Annotated in this window: 14 protein-coding genes; 7 read left to right on the top strand and 7 right to left on the bottom strand. The window is 67.2% G+C overall.

The genetic code is table 11. The features are described 5' to 3' along the window. The first annotated feature begins 276 nt into the window (after positions 1-276). Positions 277-567 (top strand): DUF1488 domain-containing protein, encoded by a 291-nt coding sequence (locus BTH42_RS28135; protein ID WP_075304451.1) that lies wholly within the window; start codon positions 277-279, stop codon positions 565-567. 34 nt (positions 568-601) lie between these two features. Here BTH42_RS28135 and BTH42_RS28130 read toward each other — a convergent pair whose 3' ends face one another. From BTH42_RS28130 to BTH42_RS28100, 7 genes are all read right to left on the bottom strand, one after another. Next, entirely contained in the window at positions 602-1,135 is a 534-nt protein-coding gene (locus BTH42_RS28130) for a cytochrome b (RefSeq protein WP_075304458.1), read from the bottom strand. 179 nt (positions 1,136-1,314) lie between these two features. Beyond that, positions 1,315-2,616, bottom strand: coding sequence for an NCS2 family permease (locus tag BTH42_RS28125; protein WP_075304450.1), 1,302 nt, complete (start codon positions 2,614-2,616; stop codon positions 1,315-1,317). A 190-nt stretch (positions 2,617-2,806) separates the two neighbouring features. Then, a complete protein-coding gene (locus tag BTH42_RS28120) occupies positions 2,807-3,301 on the bottom strand; it encodes a YaiI/YqxD family protein (protein WP_075304449.1) in 495 nt (164 codons plus the stop codon). A 184-nt stretch (positions 3,302-3,485) separates the two neighbouring features. After that, complete coding sequence (locus tag BTH42_RS28115; RefSeq protein ID WP_075304448.1) at positions 3,486-3,743, bottom strand: DUF4148 domain-containing protein; 258 nt, start codon at positions 3,741-3,743, stop codon at positions 3,486-3,488. A gap of 142 nt (positions 3,744-3,885) precedes the next feature. Beyond that, positions 3,886-4,656: a slipin family protein gene (locus BTH42_RS28110; protein WP_075304447.1), complete on the bottom strand. Its 771-nt coding sequence runs from the start codon at positions 4,654-4,656 to the stop codon at positions 3,886-3,888. Continuing rightward, positions 4,653-6,302 (bottom strand): nodulation protein NfeD, encoded by a 1,650-nt coding sequence (locus BTH42_RS28105; RefSeq protein WP_075304446.1) that lies wholly within the window; start codon positions 6,300-6,302, stop codon positions 4,653-4,655. The genes BTH42_RS28110 and BTH42_RS28105 overlap by 4 nt, the downstream gene beginning before the upstream one ends. Before the next feature lie 89 nt (positions 6,303-6,391). Further along, the gene (locus BTH42_RS28100) at positions 6,392-7,438 is read right to left on the bottom strand and encodes an AraC family transcriptional regulator (RefSeq protein ID WP_075304445.1); all 1,047 of its coding nucleotides are present in this window, start codon (positions 7,436-7,438) and stop codon (positions 6,392-6,394) included. A gap of 232 nt (positions 7,439-7,670) precedes the next feature. Between BTH42_RS28100 and BTH42_RS28095 the strand changes: the two genes are divergently transcribed. The 6 genes from BTH42_RS28095 (at position 7,671) to BTH42_RS28070 (ending at position 15,119) form a co-directional block, all read left to right on the top strand. Further along, complete coding sequence (locus BTH42_RS28095) at positions 7,671-8,804, top strand: acyl-CoA dehydrogenase family protein (protein WP_075304457.1); 1,134 nt, start codon at positions 7,671-7,673, stop codon at positions 8,802-8,804. A gap of 167 nt (positions 8,805-8,971) precedes the next feature. Further along, positions 8,972-10,663, top strand: a complete 1,692-nt coding sequence (locus BTH42_RS28090; RefSeq protein ID WP_075304444.1) for an AMP-binding protein — start codon at positions 8,972-8,974, stop codon at positions 10,661-10,663. A 156-nt stretch (positions 10,664-10,819) separates the two neighbouring features. Next, positions 10,820-12,361 (top strand): CoA-acylating methylmalonate-semialdehyde dehydrogenase, encoded by a 1,542-nt coding sequence (locus BTH42_RS28085; RefSeq protein ID WP_075304443.1) that lies wholly within the window; start codon positions 10,820-10,822, stop codon positions 12,359-12,361. Positions 12,362-12,426: 65 nt separating this feature from the next. Continuing rightward, positions 12,427-13,341, top strand: coding sequence for a 3-hydroxyisobutyrate dehydrogenase (gene mmsB / locus BTH42_RS28080; RefSeq protein WP_075304442.1), 915 nt, complete (start codon positions 12,427-12,429; stop codon positions 13,339-13,341). 31 nt (positions 13,342-13,372) lie between these two features. Further along, positions 13,373-14,560: an enoyl-CoA hydratase/isomerase family protein gene (locus tag BTH42_RS28075; protein WP_075304441.1), complete on the top strand. Its 1,188-nt coding sequence runs from the start codon at positions 13,373-13,375 to the stop codon at positions 14,558-14,560. A 376-nt stretch (positions 14,561-14,936) separates the two neighbouring features. Beyond that, complete coding sequence (locus BTH42_RS28070) at positions 14,937-15,119, top strand: CsbD family protein (protein ID WP_075304440.1); 183 nt, start codon at positions 14,937-14,939, stop codon at positions 15,117-15,119. Positions 15,120-15,163 lie beyond the last annotated feature (44 nt).

Raw genomic sequence — 15,163 nt, 5'->3', positions numbered from 1 at the left:
GGGTGGGATCGGACATCGGATTGACTGAGGGCTGGGTCGGCGACACTTTACACGGGTACCCCGTTCAATCCGACAAAAACTAGAACTTGCGCCTTGCCCGAACTCGTCTAAAGTGAATCAATTCACCTCCGCGTGTCGCGAACGTCGATACCGCCGCGAGGTGACGGCCCGCGTCGACAGCATGGGACAAGGAGGAAACGAGCGGTGGACGCGGCACGATGCAACCGGCGCGCATTACCCATTCGCCATGCGCGGCACTCTTCCCAGGTGATTCCCATGCAGATCCATTTCCCGAATGAAGCTCCTGAATATTCAGGGCGCGAACTTACCCTGGCGTTCCCGGCGCTGGTCGATGGAGAAAGGGTGGAGTGCATGATCACCGCGGAAGCGCTCGAAGATCACTTCGGCGCCCAGTCGCCGCGGCTCGAGGACATGATCGTCGCGTTCGACACGCATCGGCCGCGCATCGAGGCGGCCACCCGCCGGCTGTTGTCGGAGACGCGCGCGCAATGCCTCGTACTCCGAAGCGGCTACGTGCGCTTCTACGAGGCGAACTGGCGCAACTGACGCGTAGCAAAAGAGAGCGCGGACAGCACCGCGCTCAGATCATCCGCCGCAGCGTCCGATCCTTCAGCACCACGTGGTGCCCGATCGCCGCGAGCGCGTGCAGACCGATCACCCAATAGAACACGTTGCCGAGCAACTCGTGCGCGTCCTTCAGCAATGGCCGCGCGATCGAATCCGCGCCGATCAGCGTGAAGCTGATATCGCTCCACGCGAGCGATACCGGCCGGCCGCCCGCGTTGACCATCAGGATGCCCAGCAGCGGCTGGACGATGATGAAGATATAGAGCACCAGATGCGCGCCGCGCGCGAGAAAGGCGAGCAGCCGGTTATTCTCGACCTCTTGCGGCGCGCCGGCCCACAGCCGCCACAACACCCGCAAGATCGACAATCCCAGCACCAGCGTGCCCGCCCAGAAATGAATCCCGGTCCAGAACGCGCGGCTGTCGGAGCCGCGCGGGCCGCGGATTTCGATCGCCAGATAGGCGAGCGCGACCAGCAGAAAGATAAGCCAGTGAAAGAAGATCGCAGGCTTGGTGTAACGGTCCGCCGTGGGGCTGTATGAGGACATCGGGGGCTCCTTCAGTTCGATCGTTTTTCGAATCGTCTGATAATAAACGGTGCCCGCCGGAGCGGACACCGCTGATGCGCCTTTCCTTGATCTTTGCCTGAATGCAAGCCAGTTTTCGGCCTGGTCCTGGTCGCCCCACGTTTCGTCGGCCCTGCTTCACCCCCTACGGGGTGTCGCGTTTATTCGCTGCCGAGATAGAAGTAACGGAACAGGAAAATCGCCGCGATGATCCACACCACCAGCTTCACCTGACGCGCCTGACCCGTCAGCAGCTTCAGGCCCGCGTACGAGATAAAGCCGAACGCGACGCCGTTCGCGATCGAGTAGGTGAACGGCATCAGCAGGGCGGTCAGCGCGGCCGGCACGACTTCGGTCGCGTCGTCCCACGGCAGGTCGAGCATTTCGCGCAGCATCAGGCACGACACGTAGAGCAGCGCCGGCGCGGTTGCGTACGGCGGCACGACTTCGGCGAGCGGCGCGAAAAACAGCGCCGCGATGAACAGCACCGCGACCGTGATCGCGGTCACGCCGGTGCGCCCGCCGGCCTGCACGCCGGACGCGCTTTCGATATACGCGGTGGTCGACGAGGTGCCGAGCATCGAGCCCGCGAGGATCGCGGTGCTGTCCGCGAGCAGCGCGCGGTTCAGCCGGTGCATCTTGCCTTCGACCAGCAGCCCCGCGCGATTCGCGACGCCCATCAGCGTGCCGGTCGCGTCGAACAGTTCGACGAGGAAGAACACCAGCACCACATTCAGGATGCCGCTCGACAGCGCGGTGCGGATGTCGAGCTGGAACAGCGTCGGCGCGATCGACGGCGGCGCGGACACGATGCCGTGAAACTCGTTGCCGCCGAAGAAAAAGCTCAGGACCGTCACGCCGACGATGCCGATCAGAATCGCGCCGCGCACCCGCAGATGATCGAGCGTGACGATGCCGAAGAAGCCGATCGCGGCGAGCACCACGTGCGGATCGTGCAGATTGCCGAGCGTGACGAGCGTGGCCGGATTGCCGACCACGATGCCGGCCGACTTCAGCGAGATGATCGCCAGAAAGAGGCCGATACCGCCGGTGATCGCGATCCGGATCGAGTGCGGAATGCCTTTGACGATCACCTCGCGCACCCGGAACAGCGTGACGATCAGGAACAGGCAGCCGGAGATGAACACCGCGCCGAGCGCCGCTTCCCACGTATAGCCCATGCCCTTGACGACCGTGTACGCGAAATACGCGTTCAGGCCCATGCCGGGCGCGAGCGCGATCGGGTAGTTCGCGTACAGCCCCATGATCAGCGACGCGAGCGCGGCCACGAGGCAGGTCGCGACGAACACCGAACCCTTCGGCATGCCGGCGTCGCCGAGAATCGCCGGATTGACGAAGATGATGTAGGCCATCGTCAGGAAGGTGGTCACCCCGGCGAGCACTTCGGTGCGCAGGTTGGTGCCGACGGCGTCGAAGCCGAAGTAGCGTTTTATCGAGTCCATGTGGCGGGTTTTCTCTCTCGTCGTTCGGAAAGTGTTGTTGTGGTTGGGTGGGTGATGCGGATGCGGGTCGGGAGCGCCGCGGCGCGGGCGCCGGCCGAAGCCGGCCACGCGCCGGCGTTACGGCGGAATTGTAAACACGAATGACGGCGGCCCGGCGCTTCTGGCGCGTCGGGTCGCGCGCAAAGGCCCGTCAGGCGGGCGATTCGCCCGGCGAGTGTGGCGCCGGCGCATCACTGCGCGGCGGGTTGCGGGCCAGCCAGCGATCCAGTTCGCCCGCGAAACTCTTGCCGTCGCGCGGGCTGTAGGCGGACGGACCGCCCGTATCGACGCCGCTCGAACGCAGCTGGTCGAGCATCGAGCGCATCCGCAGGCGTTCTTCGATCGTGCCGGGGGTGAACCAGTTGCCGCGCGGATCGAGCGCGTGCGCGTGTTTGGCCAGCACCTGGGCGGCGAGCGGGATATCGCCGGTGATCACGAGGTCGCCCGCGGCGACGCGTTCGACGATCAGCTGATCGGCGGCGTCGAAGCCGGCCGGCACCTGGATCGCGCGGATCAGCGGCGACGGCGGCACCCGCAGGAAGGAGTTGGCGACCAGCGTCAGCGGCATGCCGGTCCGGCGTGCCGCGCGATAAAGCATGTCCTTGACGACGGCCGGGCAGGCGTCGGCATCGACCCAGATAGGCATGGTGCGGGTTCCGGCTGAGCGCGGCCGGAGCCCGGTGGACGGGGCGGCTGCAGAGGGTGGCGAAGGGTGTCGAAGGGGCGAAATGATACCGCGCCGCGCGGCGGCGGGTGGATTTGCCCCGGGACCGGCGGGCGGCCAGCGCTTGCCGTTACGCCGTTCTCCGCTCAGCGTCGCCGCCGCCGCGTTACTGCACCGCCGTCGCGCCCGCCTGCTGCGCGCGCTGCTGCGCGACGATGCGGCCCGCGCGCAGCGCGTTTTCCGGATAGTTCAGCCAGTCGAACGGGTCGTAACCGGCGGCGCGCCATTCGGCGAGGTCGGCGCGCACCTGCGCGCGGGTCTTCGGCGCCGACGGGTCGGCGGGCTGCGTGACGGCTTGCGCGCACACGCTGAAACTCACGGCGGCGAGCAGCGCGCCGAGACCAAGGTGGGAAAGCATTTTCATGACAGGCTCTTCAGGCTCCGATGGAGCATTAAAAAAAACAGCCGGGCATTCTAGGTTTTTGCTGCGCGCCGAGTAAGGCGATGGAAAGCAATGCAGCATTTCTGCCGGCGGGGTGGGCCGGGTAGGCCGGGTGCGACGGAGCTCAGGCCGACGGCTTGCCGAAGCGCTCCATCACCGCGCTGACCAGATCGATCGGCAGCGGAAAGACGATCGTCGAATTCTTGTCGGCGGCGATCGTCGTCAGCGTTTGCAGATAGCGCAGCTGCATCGCCTGCGGCTGCTGGGCGAGCGTCTGCGCGGCCTGCAGCAGTTGCTGCGACGCCTGCAGTTCGCCCTCCGCGTGAATCACCTTCGCGCGCCGTTCGCGCTCGGCTTCGGCCTGGCGCGCGATCGCGCGAATCATCGTTTCGTTGATGTCGACGTGCTTGATCTCGACGATCGACACCTTGATCCCCCACGCGTCGGTCTGCGCGTCGAGCACCTTCTGGATGTCGGCGTTCAGTTGCTCGCGCTCCGACAGCAGCTGATCGAGGTCGTGCTTGCCGAGCACCGCGCGCAACGTCGTCTGCGCGAGCTGGCTGGTTGCTTCGAAGTACTTGGCAACCTGGATCACCGCCTTCTCCGGATCGACCACGCGGAAATACACGACCGCGTTGACCTTCACCGACACGTTGTCGCGCGTGATCACGTCCTGCGGCGGCACGTCGAACACGACGGTGCGCAGATCCATCCGCACCGCCTGCTGGACGATCGGCACGATCAGCACGAGACCGGGCCCCTTGACCTTCCAGAAGCGCCCGAGCATGAACACGACGCCGCGCTCGTACTCGCGGAAAATCCGCACCGACGATGCGATCAGCGCGGCCACCAGCAGGATCAGGATGCTGCTGAAGCCGAATGTGAAGCCGATCATGAGCGTTCTCCTTGTAGCGCGTCCGGCGCCGCGACCGTCGACGGCACCGGCACCACGGTCAGCGTCAGGCCATGCCGCGCGGTCACGCGCACGGTCTGGCCGGCGGCGGCCGGCGCACTGCTCGACACCCGCCAGCGCTCGCCATGCACGCGGGCCCAGCCGGCCAGTGCGCCGCCGCCGCTCGCGGGTTCGGGCAGCAAGCCGCCGTCCAGCACCACGCCGATGCAGCCGATCAGCGCCTCGGAGCCCGTCACGACCGGCCGGCGCCGCGCGCGCAGTGCAAGCCGCGACACGCCGAGCACGAACGCGACGCTGAATACGACGACCGCGGCGATCAATGGCAGCGGGATCCCGTAGCCGGGCACGTCGGTATCCATCAGCATCATCGCGCCGATCACGAACGCGACCACGCCGCCGAAGCCGAGCGAGCCGAAGGTCGGCAGAAACGCCTCGCCGATCAGAAACGCGATGCCGAGGAAGATCAGGCCGAGGCCGACGTAGCTGACCGGCAGCATCTGCATCGCGAACAGGCCGAGCAGCAGGCTGATCGCGCCGACCACGCCGGGCAGCACGAAGCCCGGATTGGCGAACTCGAAGAAGAGGCCATACATGCCGAGCATCAGCAGGACCAGCGCGACGCTCGGATCGGTGATCACCGCGAGAAAGCGGCTGCGCCAGTCGGGTTCGAGCATGACCAGCGGCGCGTGCGCGGTGTGCAGCGTGACGGCGCCGGCGCTGGTCGTCAGCGTGCGGCCGTCGAGCTGGCGCAGCAGGGCGGGCACGTCGCGCGCGACCACGTCGATCACGTGCTGCGCGAGCGCTTCCTCGTCGGACAGGCTGACCGCCTCGCGGACCGCGCGCTCGGCCCAGTCGGCGTTGCGGCCGCGCATCTGGGCGAGGCCGCGGATGTAGGCGGCCGCGTCGTGGACCTGCTTGCGCAGTTCGGTCGATTGGCTGTCGAGCGGGAGTGTGCTGGCGGGGTTGGGGGCGCCGGCCGTGGCGGGTGCGGATGTGTCGGGCGCGGACGGCCCCGGCGGCTCGTTGCCGCCGATCCCCACCTGGATCGGCGTCGCCGCGCCGAGATTGGTGCCGGGCGCCATCGCCGCGATATGGCTCGCGTAGATGATGTAGGTGCCGGCGCTGGCGGCGCGCGCGCCGCTCGGCGCGATGAAGGTCGCGACCGGCACCGGCGATGCGAGGATCGCCTTGATGATCTGCCGCATCGACGTATCGAGGCCGCCGGGGGTGTCGAGTTGCAGCACCGCGAGTTGCGCGTGGCGGCTCGCCGCGCGTTCCAGACCGCGCACGATGAAATCGGCGCTGCCCGGGCCGATCGCGCCGTTGATCGAAATCACGACCACGCTGTTCGACGCGGCCGCCGCGAGGCCAGTCGGGTTGGCGGCGTGCGCTGCCGCGACCGGAGAAAACGCAGAGAGCGAAGCAAGCGTCGACTCTGCCAGGCCTGCAGAGCCGTTAGCGCCCGCCGAGCCCGTCGCCCCTCCTTCGCGTGCCGCGAACCCAAACCCGAGCGCCAACAGCACGCCGAGCGCGGCGATGCCGCGCATCAAACGGCCCGCGACCCCACCGCGGATAAGCGGCGGGCGCGGACCGGACTGCCGGAGCGGGAGACGCACCATCGTGTTCATCGCTGCCGGCCGCCGCCTCCGCCGGCGCAAAAACCGGCGGCGCGGCGGCCGCTACCTCGATCAGGGGCTGGCCGGTTGCCGCTTAAAGCTTAGTCCGATTCAGCGCGGCGCGTGAGTTCGACCCGTCCGGCGCGCGCGGGTCGATAGTCGGCCGGCCGCATTCCGGTCCATTTGCGGAACGCGCGATGAAACGCGCTCGGCTCCGCAAAGCCGACCGCGTTCGCGATATCGGCGATCGTGCGCTGGCCGCGCTGCAATTCGGCAATCGCGATGTCGCGCCGGAGCGCGTCCTTGATCGACTGATAGGTGTGGCCTTCCTGCTTCAGATGCCGCCGCATCGTCGCTTCGGCGACGTGCAGGCGCGCGGCCATCTGATCGGCGGCGGGCCAGTTCGCCATCGGCAGCGCGCGCAGCGTTTTGCGCACGCGCGCGGCGAGCGAGCCCGGATTGCGGTATTTGACGATGAAGCTGCCCGGCGCATCGCGCAAAAACGTGCGCGCCGAACGCGCGCTCTGGATCACCGGCAGGTCGAGAAACGCGGGCTCCAGATCGACGTACGACTCGGGCTGGTCGAAGCGCATGTCGTCGCAGAACATCAGCCGGTATTCGTGCGCGGCCGGCGGCGCCGCGCAGCGAAAGCGCGCCTCGACGAGCGGAATGCGCCGGCCGACCAGCCAGCACACGAGCCCATACACGAGGATGAAATACGTCGCGTACGCGAACATCGCCGGCGGCTTCGCGCGCGGCCGTTCGACGTAGCGCAGCCGCACGCGCCCGGCGTCGGTGTCGATCGTCACGCCGAGATCGTCCAGCACGAGGCGCATGAAGCCGACCGCGCGCGTCAGCGCCTGCGCGCCGTTGCGCGCGCCGAGCGCCATCTGCGTCATCGCGATGAAGCTGCCGCTTTTCATCGGATGGGAGTCCTGACCGAAGAATTCGTCGTCGAGCGCGCGGGCGATGCTCGCCCACAGCGCGCCGTATTGCGCGGACGACACGCGGCCCTTCGGCGACGCGAGCATCGGCGCGGCGATCCCCGCGGCTTCGGCGAGCGGCCGGGCGTCGAGGCCGCGCGCGCTTGCGAGCGCGAGCGCTTCCTCGACGAGACTGATGGAGATCGTGCCTTTGTCGCTTTTCATGCGCGTAGGGTCGTTCTGGTAAAAGCGCTCACTTCGGGACGGGGTCGGGCTCATGCAATGCGCAAAAAAGCGAGCCGTGGAAAGCCGGGATGTTATCAGTATGGCAAAAGCGCTCAGCAAGATTGAGCGCAGCGAGCATCGAGCGGGACGGGCGGCTTGCCTACACTTGCATCCATCGAGCCCTCGCGGCAACGCAAAGATCGTCTGCATAGCAAAGGACGCAGTCATGAACATGGACAGCTTCTACACCGACGAACAACGGATGATCCGCGACGCCGCGCGCGACTTCGCGAGCGAATGCCTCGCGCCTCACGCGGCGCAATGGGATCGCGACGCGCAACTGCCGGCGGAAGTCGTCGCGCAGATGGGCGAACTCGGCTTTCTCGGCATGATCGTGCCGTCCGAGTGGGGCGGCTCGTACACCGACTACGTCGCCTACGCGCTCGCGCTCGAAGAAATCGCCGCCGGCTGCGCGGCCTGCGCGACGCTGATGAGCGTGCACAACTCGGTCGGCTGCGGACCGATCCTGAACTTCGGCAGCGCCGCGCAGAAGGACCGCTATCTGCACGATCTGGCCACCGGCCGCACGATCGGCGCGTTCTGCCTGACCGAGCCGCAGGCGGGCTCCGAGGCGAACAACCTGCGCACCCGCGCGGTGCTGCGCGACGGTCAATGGATTCTGAACGGCAGCAAGCAGTTCGTGACCAACGGCGCGCGCGCCGGCCTCGCGATCGTGTTCGCGGTCACCGATCCCGAGCGCGGCAAGCGCGGGCTGTCGGCGTTCATCGTGCCGACCGCGACGCCCGGCTTCCAGGTGGGCCGGCCCGAGCACAAGCTCGGCATCCGCGCGTCCGATACCTGCCCGATCTCGCTCGATCACTGCGCGATCCCCGAGGCCAATCTGCTCGGCGAACCGGGCGACGGTTTGCGTATCGCGCTGTCGAATCTGGAGGGCGGGCGCATCGGCATCGCCGCGCAGGCGGTCGGCATCGCGCGGGCCGCGTTCGATGCCGCGCGCGCCTATGCGAGCGAGCGCGAACAGTTCGGCAAGCCTTTGAAAGACCACCAGACGATCGCCAACATGCTCGCCGATATGGCGACCCGGCTGAACGCCGCGCGCCTGCTCGTGCATCACGCGGCGCGGTTGCGCTCGGCGGGGCGGCCGTGTCTGTCGGAGGCATCGCAGGCGAAGCTGTTCGCGTCGGAGCTGGCAGAGGAAATCTGCTCGAACGCGATCCAGATTCACGGCGGCTACGGTTACCTGGAGGATTACGCGGTCGAGCGCCATTACCGCGACGCGCGCATCACGCAGATTTACGAGGGGACCAGCGAAGTGCAGCGGATGGTGATCGCGCGCCATGTTTGATTGCGCCTGTTTTGACGGCGCCGTTTGAGCGCACAATAGCCGGGCCGTGGACGACGCGTCGCACCGAACGGCGCAGCGCAGTACAGGCGCAACGCAGCGGCAAGCCGGCAATAACAACCGGGCGCATCGGCGCCGACAGCAACCACCTTGCTGACAGGAGACAAACGATGACTGCAGCGAAAGCCTTTCTCGACGCGCGCGATCTGCTGGTGCGCCATCGGACCGACTACGAGCGCGCATACAGCGAGTTCGCGTGGCCGGCGCTCGACGAGTTCAACTGGGCGCTCGACTACTTCGATGCAATCGCGCGCGACAACCCGAACCCGGCGCTGTGGATCGTCGACGACCCGGCGAGCGAAGGCCTGAAGCTGTCGTATGCGCAGATGTCGGAGCGCTCGGCGCGGATGGCGAACTTCCTGCGCGCGGCGGGCGTCGGTCGCGGCGATCGCGTGCTGCTGATGCTGCCGAACCGGGTCGAGCTATGGGACGTGATGCTCGCCGCGATGAAGCTCGGCGCGATCGTGCTGCCCGCCACCACGCAACTCTCCGCCGACGATGTGCGCGACCGCGTGCAGATCGGCGGTGCGAAATTCGCGGTGGTCGATAGCGCGGAGCTCGCCAAGTTCGACACGCTCGATGCGCCGCTCACGCGCTTTTCGGTCGGCGCAGCGCGCGACGGCTGGATCGATCTGGCCGGCGCGTACGACGCGTCGCCGGACTTCACACCGGAAGGCGTGACCCGCGCGAGCGATCCGATGCTGCTGTACTTCACGTCCGGCACCACGTCGAAGCCGAAGCTCGTTGAGCACACGCACCAGAGCTATCCGGTCGGGCATCTATCGACGATGTACTGGATCGGCCTGCAGGCCGGCGACATTCACTGGAACATCAGCTCGCCGGGCTGGGCCAAGCACGCATGGAGCTGCTTCTTCGCGCCGTGGAACGCGCAGGCCTGCGTGTTCGTGTACAACTTCGCGCGCTTCGTGCCGAAAGACACGCTCGCCGCGCTGGTGCGCTTCAACGTGACCACGCTGTGCGCGCCGCCGACCGTCTGGCGGATGCTGGTGCAGGAGCGCCTGACCGACTTTCCGGTCAAGCTGCGCGAGATCGTCGGCGCGGGCGAGCCGCTGAATCCGGAGATCATCGAGCGCGTGAAGCACGCGTGGGGAATCACGATTCGCGACGGCTACGGCCAGACGGAAACGACCTGCCAGATCGGCAATCCGCCGGGCCAGCCGGTCGTGCCCGGCTCGATGGGGCGGCCGCTGCCGGGCTACCGGGTCGAACTGCTCGACGCCGACGACCAGCCGGTGACCGAAGGCGAAATCGCGCTGCCGCTCACTGACCGCCCGCTCGGTTTGATGACCGGCTACGCGAACAACGCGAAGGCCACCGAGCAGGCGATGCGCAACGGCTTTTACCGCACCTCCGATGTCGCGCTGCGCCGCGACGACGGCTACTACGTGTACGTCGGCCGCGCGGACGACGTGTTCAAATCGTCCGACTATCGTTTGAGTCCGTTCGAACTCGAAAGCGTGCTGATCGAACACGAGGCGATTGGCGAAGCGGCGGTCGTGCCGAGCGCCGACCCGCTGCGCCTCGCGGTGCCGAAGGCGTTCGTCACCGTGCGTCAGGGATACGAAGCCGGTCCCGAACTCGCGCGCGCGGTATTCGCGTTCTCGCGCGAAAAACTCGCGCCGTACAAGCGGATTCGTCGCCTGCAATTCAGCGAACTGCCGAAGACGATCTCCGGCAAGATCCGCCGCGTCGAATTGCGGCGCCGCGAGATGGAGCGCGCGGCCGAGCCCGCGCGGTTGCCCGATGAGTACTGGGAAGAGGATTTTCCGGATCTGCGTTGAGCTTTTTATCCCGCGCGTCCATTGCGCGTGATTAATCGCCTTTGATTGAATCGCCTCCTGTTCCGAACTCGCGTTGCGCATTCGGAGCGGGAGACCTGTTGCCTTTTTTCTTATCGTTGTCCGGCCGCCGCGCGGCCATCGCACAGGAGTTTCAGCATGAGCGCAATTGCTTCGAACCCGACCGGCCGCGACGCGGCCGGCGATGTCGCGACCGTCAAGCTGCTGATCAACGGCGAGTTCGTCGAATCGGCTAGCACCGAGTGGCGCGACATCGTCAATCCGGCCACCCAGGCGGTGCTCGCGCGCGTGCCGTTCGCGACCGCCGCCGAAGTCGACGAAGCGGTGCGCAGCGCGCATGCCGCATTCAAGACGTGGAAGGACACGCCGATCGGCGCGCGGATGCGCATCATGCTGAAGTACCAGGCGCTGATTCGCGAGCATATGCCGCGCATCGCGAAGACGCTGTGCGCGGAGCAGGGCAAGACGATTCCCGATGCGGAAGGCGATATCTTCCGCGGCCTCGAAGTGGTCGAGCATGCGTGTTCGATCGGCACGTTGCAGCAGGGCGAATTCGCGGAGAACGTCGCCGGTGGTGTGGATACCTACACGATCCGCCAGCCGCTCGGCGTCTGCGCGGGCATCACGCCGTTCAACTTCCCCGCGATGATCCCGCTGTGGATGTTCCCGATGGCGCTCGTGTGCGGCAACACCTTCGTGCTGAAGCCGTCCGAGCAGGACCCGCTATCGACGATGCAACTGGTCGAACTCGCGCTCGAAGCCGGCGTGCCGAAGGGCGTGCTGAACGTCGTGCACGGCGGCAAGGAGGTGGTGGACGCGCTCTGCACGCATGAACTGGTGAAGGCGATTTCGTTCGTCGGCTCGACCGCGGTCGGCACGCATGTGTACCGGCTCGGCAGCGAGCACGGCAAGCGCGTGCAGTCGATGATGGGCGCAAAAAATCACGCGGTCGTGCTGCCCGATGCGAATCGCGAACAGACGCTCAACGCGCTGGCCGGCGCCGCGTTCGGCGCGGCCGGGCAGCGCTGCATGGCGACCTCGGTCGCGGTGCTGGTCGGCGCCGCGCGCGACTGGTTGCCGGAACTGGTCGCGAAGGCGAAGACGCTGAAGGTCAACGCGGGCCACGAGCCGGGCACCGACGTCGGCCCGGTGGTGTCGCGCGCGGCGAAGCAACGGGTTCTCGGCCTGATCGAGTCGGGTGTGCGCGAAGGCGCGACGCTCGCGCTCGACGGCCGCGGCGTCCAGGTGGCGGGCTACGAGCAGGGCAACTTTATCGGCCCGACCGTATTCGCCGACGCGACCACCGAGATGGACATCTACCGCACCGAGATTTTCGGGCCGGTGCTGGTGGTGCTGAGCGTCGCGACGCTCGACGACGCAATCGCGCTCGTCAACCGCAATCCGTTCGGCAACGGCGTTGGCCTGTTCACGCAGAGCGGCGCGGCGGCGCGCAAATTCCAGAGCGAGATCGATATCGGCCAGGTCGGCATCAACATTCCGATTCCGGTGCCGGTGCCGTTCTTCAGCTTCACCGGCTCGCGCGGCTCGAAGCTCGGCGACCTCGGTCCGTACGGCAAACAGGTCGTGCAGTTCTATACGCAGACCAAAACAGTGACCGCGCGCTGGTTCGACGACGACACCGTGAACGACGGCGTCAATACGACGATCCGTTTGCGCTGAACGAGATCCGGCGAAAGCGCGCAGCACAGCACAGCGCGGCGCGGCCGGAACACGGAGACGACATCATGAAAATAGGCTTTATCGGACTCGGCAACATGGGCGCGCCGATGGCGCTGAACCTGCTGAAAGCGGGCCATGCGGTGAAGGTATTCGACCTCAGCGCGACGGCGGTGCGGACGCTGGTCGATGCGGGCGCGCAGGCGTCCGGCTCGCCGAAAGCGGCCGCGAGCGACGTCGAATGCGTGATTACGATGCTGCCGGCCGCCGCGCACGTGCGCAGCGTGCTCAGCGCGGACGACGGCGTGCTCGCCGGCATCCCCACAGAAGTCCCGATCATCGATTCGAGCACGATCGATCCGGCCAGCGTGAAGGCGTTCGCCGAACTGGCCGCGCGCCACGGCAACAGCTTCGTCGATGCGCCGGTGTCGGGCGGCACCGGCGGCGCGGCGGCGGGCACGCTGACCTTCATGGTCGGCGGCAGCGCGAGCGCGTACGAGCGGGTGAAGCCGGTGCTGGCGGCGATGGGCAAGAACATCGTGCATTGCGGCGATACCGGCACCGGCCAGGTCGCGAAGATCTGCAACAACCTCGTGCTCGGGATTTCGATGGCCGGCGTCGCGGAAGCGATGTCGCTCGGCGAGGCGCTCGGGATCGATCCGAAGGTGCTCGGCGGGATCATCAATACGTCGACCGGGCGTTGCTGGAGTTCGGACACCTATAACCCGATGCCGGGCGTGATCGACACCGCGCCGGCATCGCGCGGCTATAGCGGCGGCTTCGGCACCGACCTGATGCTGAAGGACCTCGGCCTCGCCACCGATGCCGCGCGCGGCGTGCGCCAGCCGGTCTATCTCGGCGCGCTCGCGCAGCAGCTGTATCAGACGATGAGCAGCAGCGGCGCGGGGCGGCTGGACTTTTCGGCGGTGATCAAGCTGTACCGGCGCGAAGGCGATGCCGGCAGCGAGGGCGGCGCGCGATGATCGACCTCGACCACCAGCGGGAGGACCTGCGATGAGCGCTCTGCAAAGCGTTGTGCTCGACCCGGGCAGCGCGACTGATCCGGCAACGAACCCTTCAGCGCAAGCGCGCGGCAAGCCCGAAGCCGAGCGCGAAATCCTGTTTCGCGTCGTCAACCGCGTCGCGATCATCACGCTGAACCGGCCGGCCGCGCTCAATGCGCTGTCGCACGCGATGGTGCGCGAGCTCGCGGTGCTGGTCGAGCACTGCCGCGCCGATAGCGGGATCGTCGCGCTGGTGCTCAAGGGCGCGGGCGACAAGGGCTTTTGCGCGGGCGGCGACGTGCGCGAGGTGCATCGGCTCGCGACCGCGAACGATCCGCGCTGGCTCGCGTTCTTCGTCGACGAATACCGGCTCGACTACGCGCTGCATACGTTTCCGAAGCCGGTGGTCGCGCTGCTCGACGGTATCTCGATGGGCGGCGGGATGGGGCTGGGCCAGGGCGCGCGGCTGCGGGTCGTCACCGAGCGCAGCCGGATCGCGATGCCGGAGACGCGCATCGGCTTCCTGCCCGACGTCGGCGCGAGCCATTTCCTGAACGTGATGCCGGCCGAGCTGGCGCTATACGTCGCGCTGACCGGCGCGACGCTGGGCGGCGCCGACGCGGTGCAGCTGAAGCTGGCCGACCTGTGCGTGCCGTCCGACTGGCTCGCGAGCTTCGAAGAACGCCTGCAGCGGATGCCGCACGACGGCGAGCTGGAACAGGCGCTGCGCGCGGTGTTCGAACCGCCGTGCAATATCGTGCCGCACGCGCCGCTCGCCGCGCTGACGCAGCTGATCCTGGGCCACTTCGACCGCCGCTCGGGCGTCGAGCGGATTGTCGCGACGCTGCGTCAGGACCTCGAACGCGAGCCGCCGCGCGAGTTGCGGCAATGGTTGCAGGCGACCCACGACGCGCTCGCCGCGCATTCGCCGACGATGCTGTACGTGACCCGCGAAGCGCTGCTGCGCGGCCGCCAGATGTCGCTTGCGGAGTGCTTCCGGATGGAACTGGGGATCGTGAAACGCGCGATCGACGACGGCGATTTCCGCGAAGGCGTGCGCGCGCAATTGCTCGACAAGGACCGCCGGCCGCGCTGGTCGCCGGCGACGCTCGCCGCGGTGCGGCCCGAGCGGGTCCGCCATTTCCTCAGTTCGCCGTGGAGCATCGACACGCATCCATTGGCGGGCTTGGGCGACTAGCGCGGTGCAGCGGCCCTAATTTGTCAGAAACACAAGGGTTAACCCCATTTTTTCAAACGAACGTTTCACGATGTGGGAGATCGGTGTTCAGGGCGGGGCCGGAACAGCGGCCGCCGCCTCATTCCGCCCGCGCTCGGGCCCTCGAAACCCGCCGTCAGTTATGGCCTTCAGGCGGGACACTTCGGACTTTCTCCAGATTTTTCGCGTTTGCATACCGGATCGGGAACGGTATGTGCTCTTTCTATTGAGTTGCTTGGACTCGGCTCGCCTCTCGCGAAGCGGTCCGTGTGTTGGAACGGCGCGCCGCGCCGTCCGTTTGCTGTTTCGTTGCAACGTCAGCAGGCAACTCCACAGTCAAACTTACGAGGAAAGCGCGATGGAAATGAATCGAATGGAAGGTACCGCGAAGGAACTGCGAGGCTCGGTCAAGGAAGCGATCGGCAAGGTCACCCGCAACCGCGTGAAGCAGGCCGAAGGCGCGGCGGAAAAGCTCGCCGGCCGGATGCAGCTGCGCGTGCTCGAAGCGGCCGATGCGATGCGCGAACGGATGAAGCAGTAACTGTTGCGTTGTCGCCGGCCGGTCATCTCCGATCGGTAAATTCG

The sequence above is a fragment of the Burkholderia sp. SRS-W-2-2016 genome (assembly GCF_001931485.1).
In the GTDB taxonomy this organism is placed as follows: domain Bacteria; phylum Pseudomonadota; class Gammaproteobacteria; order Burkholderiales; family Burkholderiaceae; genus Paraburkholderia.
Note: the sequence above shows the minus strand (reverse complement) of the source record. Positions and strands in the feature narration are given on the sequence as shown.

Coding starts and splice junctions, on each gene's coding strand:
- BTH42_RS28135 (WP_075304451.1), top strand. CDS start 277: ATGCAGATCCATTTCCCGAATGAAGCTCCTGAATATTCAGGGCGCGAA.
- BTH42_RS28120 (WP_075304449.1), bottom strand. CDS start 3,301: ATGCCTATCTGGGTCGATGCCGACGCCTGCCCGGCCGTCGTCAAGGAC.
- BTH42_RS28100 (WP_075304445.1), bottom strand. CDS start 7,438: ATGAAAAGCGACAAAGGCACGATCTCCATCAGTCTCGTCGAGGAAGCG.
- BTH42_RS28125 (WP_075304450.1), bottom strand. CDS start 2,616: ATGGACTCGATAAAACGCTACTTCGGCTTCGACGCCGTCGGCACCAAC.
- BTH42_RS28115 (WP_075304448.1), bottom strand. CDS start 3,743: ATGAAAATGCTTTCCCACCTTGGTCTCGGCGCGCTGCTCGCCGCCGTG.
- mmsB (WP_075304442.1), top strand. CDS start 12,427: ATGAAAATAGGCTTTATCGGACTCGGCAACATGGGCGCGCCGATGGCG.
- BTH42_RS28070 (WP_075304440.1), top strand. CDS start 14,937: ATGGAAATGAATCGAATGGAAGGTACCGCGAAGGAACTGCGAGGCTCG.
- BTH42_RS28095 (WP_075304457.1), top strand. CDS start 7,671: ATGGACAGCTTCTACACCGACGAACAACGGATGATCCGCGACGCCGCG.
- BTH42_RS28110 (WP_075304447.1), bottom strand. CDS start 4,656: ATGATCGGCTTCACATTCGGCTTCAGCAGCATCCTGATCCTGCTGGTG.
- BTH42_RS28075 (WP_075304441.1), top strand. CDS start 13,373: ATGAGCGCTCTGCAAAGCGTTGTGCTCGACCCGGGCAGCGCGACTGAT.
- BTH42_RS28085 (WP_075304443.1), top strand. CDS start 10,820: ATGAGCGCAATTGCTTCGAACCCGACCGGCCGCGACGCGGCCGGCGAT.
- BTH42_RS28090 (WP_075304444.1), top strand. CDS start 8,972: ATGACTGCAGCGAAAGCCTTTCTCGACGCGCGCGATCTGCTGGTGCGC.
- BTH42_RS28105 (WP_075304446.1), bottom strand. CDS start 6,302: ATGAACACGATGGTGCGTCTCCCGCTCCGGCAGTCCGGTCCGCGCCCG.
- BTH42_RS28130 (WP_075304458.1), bottom strand. CDS start 1,135: ATGTCCTCATACAGCCCCACGGCGGACCGTTACACCAAGCCTGCGATC.